This window comes from Emticicia sp. MM, from assembly GCF_001649495.1.
On record NZ_LXHX01000063.1, the window covers coordinates 1 to 5,261 of the forward strand.

Here is a 5,261-nt window from a genome sequence, read left to right on the forward strand (position 1 = left end):
TATTGAATTAAATAAAAATTTTAAATATTTTTTATGAAATATTTGTAATGAATATGATTTATGTATTACCTTTGTAACATCAAAGTAAAACAAGGCAGCATCAAACAAAGCTTAATTGAATCTTTTGATAGATACTGTAAGGTGATGAAATTGGCAGCCATGCCCTCCTGTCTCGAGGGTGGTGATTACGGGATAAACGCAGCATAATGCCGGACTTTCTTAGTCGACTGGGATTGACCACCAAATTTGTACTGTGGCTAACTGCACCGTGGGCGGTTCGACTCCCCCTCTTACAGCCAAAATTCCGAAAGTGTGAAAGAATATTTTACTAAATAAATTTCTTTCATACTTTTTTTTTAAGTATTTTTGCTTAGTAAAAATATTATTTGGTTTTTAGTTTGTTGATGAAGTGTAATTGCGACACGCAATCCCAAGTTGAGGTTTGCGTGTTTTTTTGTTTTATGTCAATCCATATTTTATTATGTATAGTAAATCCCCAAAAATTGCTAACTCATAGTAAATAAAATTCTTATTTTTAATTTACCTTGCAATGCAATACAACCAATCAAATAGATGAATCAAAGCACTACACTCATTACAAATGATGCAATAGTATTAGGACTTTTAATGACTACTTTGGCGTTAATTTTTTATTCTACCACATTAAAAGCTTTTGAAAAATTTTACAAAATAGTACCATCAATTCTATTGTGTTTTTTTATACCAGGCTTGTTGAGTTCATTTAATATTATTTCTGCATCGGAGTCGCAATTAGATGAAACAGCTTCTAAATTTTTCTTACCTACGTGTTTGGTTTTCTTTACATTATGTATAGATATCAAGGCCATTAAACAATTAGGGGGAAAAGCTTTATTTGTTTTTTTTGCTGGTGCTATTGGCGTTATGATTGGCGGGCCAATTGGTATTTGGGTAGGAAAATTAATTGACCCTAGTTTTTTGGGAAAAGATGGCGAAGAAATTTGGAGAGGTTTAGCAACAATTGCAGGTAGTTGGACTGGAGGAAATGCCAATCAATTAGCGTTGAAAGAAATATTCCAACCATCTCCAACAGTTTTTGCTCAGACGAGTGTTATCGATGTATTATTTGCGGAGTTGTGGCTCGGAGTTTTATTGTATTTTGTTGGTAAGGCGGCTATTATTGATGCTAAAATGAAAGCAGATAATTCAGTAATTATTGAAATACAAAAAAGAGTTGAATTTGAAGATTCAAAACAAGTAAATCCAAATTTAAGAGAACTTACGATTTTATTTGCCTTAGGTTTTGGTATCACAGGATTAGCTCATCTTATAGCAGATAGGGTAGCTCCATTTATTGAAACTAATTATCCTAATTTAAAGGCTTATAGTTTAGCCTCGAAATCATTTTGGATTGTTAGTATTGCTTCAATTTCTGGCTTTTTATTATCTAATACAAAAGTTAGAAACCTTGAACATTATGGAGCATCAAAAATTGGCACTTTGTTTCTCTATTTTCTCATTACTACGATTGGAATGCAATTGCATATTTTTGAAGCATTTAAGAACCCAATGTTATTCTTAGTTGGCTTAATTTGGATTTTGATTCATGCTATTTTTACCATCTGTGTAGCACGTTTAGTTCGTGCTCCCTTTTTCTTTACAGCAGTAGCCTCACAAGCTAATGTAGGGGGTGTTGCCTCAGCATCTGTTGTAGCTGCTGCATTTAATCCGTCGTTGGCTCCTATTGGAGTGTTGTTAGCAATCTTAGGAAATGCAGTTGGCACATATTGTGGGTATTTGACAGGAATAATAATGAAATGGATTTCTATGTAAAATTCATTTGTCATTTGTTTTGTCACCTTAAGATTCGTTTTACATACAATTTTTTCTTTCAGGCACCAAAATTGCTAATATTTTGAAATAGCTAATTTGAGTGATTATGAAAAAGGTAATTATTATACTGCTCTTCAGCAGGTTAATATCTAGTGCCCAAGACAGTATAATAAAGAAATTTAATTACAGATTTGAGGTAGGAAGTTATTTTTCAATAAATAATAAACTTCCTTTCTGGCAAGCATCCAATCAATTTGGTAGTATTCCTACCGATATGCCCGCATTTTTATGCAGACAAAGTATAAAAACGCAAAAAGATACACTTAATAAGTTTTTTAAATTTGATTATGGTTTTGAAGCTGTTACAATTCTTGGTAGAAGTCCCCGATTGTTATTACCAGAAGGTTTTGTGTGTACAAGAATTGGAAATTTTGAGTTTTATGCAGGCAGGAGAAAGGAAATTTTTGGAATAGTTGATACACTTTTATCTTCAGGTTCTGCTTCATGGTCTGGCAATTCTCTTCCGCTCCCGAAGGTACAAATTGGAATTCCCAATTATACAAAATTATTTTTTAAATGGTTGAGTGTAAAGGGAACATTTGCTCATGGTTGGTTTGGGAATCAAACCTTCACTAAAGGCCATTATTTACATCAAAAATCATTATTTCTTAGAATAGGAAATCCTACTTCAAGGGTATTCTTATATGGAGGTTTAGTTCATAATGTGGAGTGGGGCGGGACACCCAAGAATATACTTCCTGTGGGAGATAATAGATTACTGAACGGTAAATTTCCTGCTGATTGGTTTGTTTATGGAAACGTAGTTTTACCATTAAAATCAATTTGGCGGAGTTCTTCTAAATACCAAACCTATAATGCATTTGAAACCACTAATCATTTTGGCAATCAATTAGGCTCCATTGATGCTGCTGCCGAGTTCAAAGTGAAAAGAAGTAAAGTAATACTTTATAGACAGTTTTTATTTGAAGATGGCCAACTTTTTGGACTAACCAATACTGATGATGGCTTATATGGAATAAGTTTTACACCAAAACCTGAATCTTCATTCAAAAGAGTCGTTTTTGAATATTTATTTACCAAAAATCAAGGGCGTTATGTTGCTGGTATTGGTCGATTGTTAAATATGCCCGATAGACACCCCAATGAAGAAAGTTTTTTGTTCAATCATCAACAATATTTTGATGGATGGTCGTATAATCGAAGAACTATTGGAACTCCTTTCTTAACTCCAGAAGAAAATATTAGAAATGAAAATAAATTAGGAAACGATAATGTTTTCGTCAATAATAATAGAATTTGGGCCTTTTACGGTGCATTTTTGAATCAAATTGGAGCTATAAGTTTGTCTAATCGTTTATCTTACAGTAGAAATTTTGGAAATACCAGTTTGTTAGGTAGGGAAATAAAGCCAGTAAATCAGATTTCTTATTCAATTAATACAATTATTCCTCTGAGAAGATTAAAAGTAGATTTGAATGTCAATATTGCTATTGACCATGGGGATTTGATAAGAGACAATTACGGTACGTTTATTTCAATCATAAAAAAATGGTAAACCAATTTAAAGTTTCATTTTACCAGTTTGATTTGTGTAGAATCTATTAATTTACTACCGTTTAATAAAAATAAATTAATTAAATTAAACCCATGCAACATTTTTCAATCAAATGCTCGTCTTAAAAAGAAATTTGTGCAACTGTTATTTAAGATTCTCTTTTTTAAATATATGACTGAACTAAAAACTAAGATACTTTTAAAAGACTCGCAAGGAAAAATTCTTGAGATAAAAGAATTATCAAGTGAGTCATCGAATGAATTTGATGTAGATAAACTCAATGATGGGGTTTATTTTGTGGAATTATCATTACCACATGGAAAGACGATCACACATCAGTTTAGTGTAAATCATAATTAAATAAAAAAGGTATGGTTTAAACCATACCTTATATTTTCAATAAATTTCTCTTTTGGCTGAGAGTAATGTATTATACATCAAAGCTGCAACTGTCATTAATCCAACGCCTCCTGGCACTGGTGTAATATAGCTACATTTTGGAGCAACTTCATCAAATTTTACATCACCCTTAAGTGCAAAGCCACTTTTTTTAGATGTATCTACCACTCGGGTTAATCCAACATCAATTACAACCGCACCTTCTTTGACCATATCAGCAGTGATAAATTCGGGTTTGCCAAGTGCAGCAATGAGAATATCTGCTTGTTTTGTAATTTCTGATAAATTTTGGGTTCTACTGTGAACCAATGAAACTGTACAATTGCCAGGATAAGTATTTCTTTGCATTAGAATACTCATCGGTAAACCTACAATTTGGCTTCTTCCAACAACCACACAGTGTTTTCCAGCAGTTTCAATATTATATCTTTTTATTAATTCTAAAACGCCAAATGGTGTTGCTGAGATATATGAAGGTAATCCTTTGGCCATTCTTCCGATATTGATTGGGTGAAAACCATCAACATCTTTTCGAGGCTCAATCGCTTCTATTACTTTGTCAACGTTTACATGTTGTGGTAATGGAAGCTGTACGATAAATCCATCAATATCATCATCTTGGTTTAATTGTTGAATGATTTCTAGAATTTCATCTTCAGTAGTACTTGAATCACGGCGAATAAGTGTAGATTTGAAACCAATTTCTTCGCAAGATTTGATTTTACTTGCAACATAAGTTTCACTTGCACCGTTATCACCAACCAAAATTGCTGCTAAATGGGGTGTTTTGCCACCTGTGGCTTTCAGTTTTTCAACTTCTTCTTTCAGTTCTAATTTAACTTGAGCAGAAATGAGTTTACCATCAATGATTGTCATTGGAACTAATTTTAAATGAGTTGCAAAGGTACGAAGATATTTATGAAATATAAATTTGGTTTTTGTGATTCATTAAAGGAATATTATTTCAACGATTGATTTCTTTAATAACTTTTTCCATATCAAATTCGTCTTCACCACTTACATTTACAACACCTTTTAATTCTTTATGGGGTTTTCCAAATCTTAGAAAAGATTGCCAAACATGGTCAATAAACCAAGTTGGCTCGTAGCCCCATCGGATATCCATTGCCCTTCGAATGAGGAATGTACGTTTAGATATTTTTACATGAAACTTTTTATCATATAATTGATTGATGCCATCATCATAAAAAGCAAAAAGCCCTTCGGCTATAACTACATCAAATCTACTTCTAAAGAGTTCAATAACTTCTTTATACAACTCAAAATCAATGGATTCTGGGGATTCCCAGTTGGTTTTATTTCTTATTTTGGGAATTTGGGTTTCTGGAAATACAAAATCATCTTGGTGAAAGATGATTGCTTTTTTACCTGTTTTTCTAAAATAAGTTACTAACAAATTAGCTAGGGTACTCTTTCCAGAGCGACTTACGCCACCAATTCCAATAATCATTTT

Annotated in this window: 5 protein-coding genes; 3 read left to right on the forward strand and 2 right to left on the reverse strand. The window is 32.5% G+C overall.

Translation table 11 applies throughout. The features are described 5' to 3' along the window. Positions 1–573: 573 nt before the first annotated feature. The 3 genes from A6M55_RS07805 (at position 574) to A6M55_RS17300 (ending at position 3,748) form a co-directional block, all read left to right on the forward strand. Positions 574–1,812, forward strand: coding sequence for a DUF819 domain-containing protein (locus tag A6M55_RS07805; protein WP_064197141.1), 1,239 nt, complete (start codon positions 574–576; stop codon positions 1,810–1,812). 106 nt (positions 1,813–1,918) lie between these two features. Then, positions 1,919–3,388 carry a capsule assembly Wzi family protein gene (locus tag A6M55_RS07810; protein WP_082892953.1) on the forward strand — a complete coding sequence of 490 codons (1,470 nt, stop codon included), beginning with the start codon at positions 1,919–1,921 and terminating at the stop codon, positions 3,386–3,388. Positions 3,389–3,559: 171 nt separating this feature from the next. Next, positions 3,560–3,748 (forward strand): T9SS type A sorting domain-containing protein, encoded by a 189-nt coding sequence (locus A6M55_RS17300; protein ID WP_015030799.1) that lies wholly within the window; start codon positions 3,560–3,562, stop codon positions 3,746–3,748. A gap of 36 nt (positions 3,749–3,784) precedes the next feature. Here the strand turns inward: A6M55_RS17300 and A6M55_RS07820 are convergent, their stop codons facing one another. Together A6M55_RS07820 and A6M55_RS17425 are read right to left on the reverse strand one after the other, a co-directional pair. Further along, positions 3,785–4,663: a bifunctional 5,10-methylenetetrahydrofolate dehydrogenase/5,10-methenyltetrahydrofolate cyclohydrolase gene (locus A6M55_RS07820; RefSeq protein WP_064197143.1), complete on the reverse strand. Its 879-nt coding sequence runs from the start codon at positions 4,661–4,663 to the stop codon at positions 3,785–3,787. Positions 4,664–4,751: 88 nt separating this feature from the next. Beyond that, positions 4,752–5,261 (reverse strand): uridine kinase (locus A6M55_RS17425; protein ID WP_229235490.1); only part of this gene is annotated, 510 nt, incomplete at its 5' end.